This is a genomic window from Campylobacter sp. CNRCH_2014_2849 (assembly GCF_025772845.1).
Classification (GTDB): domain Bacteria; phylum Campylobacterota; class Campylobacteria; order Campylobacterales; family Campylobacteraceae; genus Campylobacter_D; species Campylobacter_D lari_D.
Window position 1 is genome coordinate 1 of the sequence record NZ_JAKMSW010000044.1, and the last position, 990, is coordinate 990.

Sequence of the window (990 nt, forward strand, 5' to 3'; positions counted from 1 at the left end):
GATGTGGATGTTACTCAGATTAGCTCCCTTTGATGAACCAAAAAAAATACCAACTTGCTCGCCTTCAATTTTTACACCTGAAGCAAAAAACATATAAATGTTTTTAAAGTTACTATCACCATTACTATTACTTATATCACCAACAAAACCACCAGATAAAACATCATTGCCAATACCTATAATATTTAATATGTTATTTAAATATATATTTGAAATGGATGAACCGCTAATACCACTAGCAAATCCACCGACAAGAGTACTAGCGCTAATATTTTTTATATTATCTAAGTAAATATTTGAAATAGAAGAAGAATGAACACCTGCAATAAAACCACTAGCAAAGGAAGAACCACTATAACCTGATATAGCAAAACTTTTACTATTAATATTTCCAATATTATTTAAAAATATATTTGAAATAGATGAACCCCTAGAGTATCCCGATAAACCGGAAACAAAACTAGAATGTCCATGAGCAATACCACTGATATTCTTTATAGAGTCTAAAGAAATATTTGATAATTCCGAGTAATCAACAAAACCAATCATACCACCTATAAAAAGAACACCTCCTTCTTCGTATGTAACCGCTTTGATGTTTTCTATATTACCTAAGTATATATTAGATAACAATGCATCAGAAGCTAATCCTATGAATCCACCAATATAATCAGCATTAAGAGTATTAATACCTCTTTCATAATCCACATTAATATTTTTAAAAATTACACCCTTAGAAGAAACTCCGAATATTCCTACATAGTTAGGTTTATCTACGACTGCATCTACAGTTGTGTCTATATTAATATTTCTTAAAGTATAATCTTGTCCATCAAATGTTTTATTAAAAGCACTACCATCTTTAAAACCTACTATCATATTAGTACAACCATATCCATCTATACAATAGTTTGCGTAGTTTTTACCTTCTTTACTACTAAAATCTATATCATCTACCAATCTAAACTCATCAATTTCTCTAACCAAACC

Annotated in this window: 1 pseudogene; it reads right to left on the reverse strand. The window is 29.5% G+C overall.

The features are described from left to right. Positions 1–990 (reverse strand): annotated as a pseudogene (locus tag L8X33_RS08610) (hypothetical protein); the annotation flags it as partial.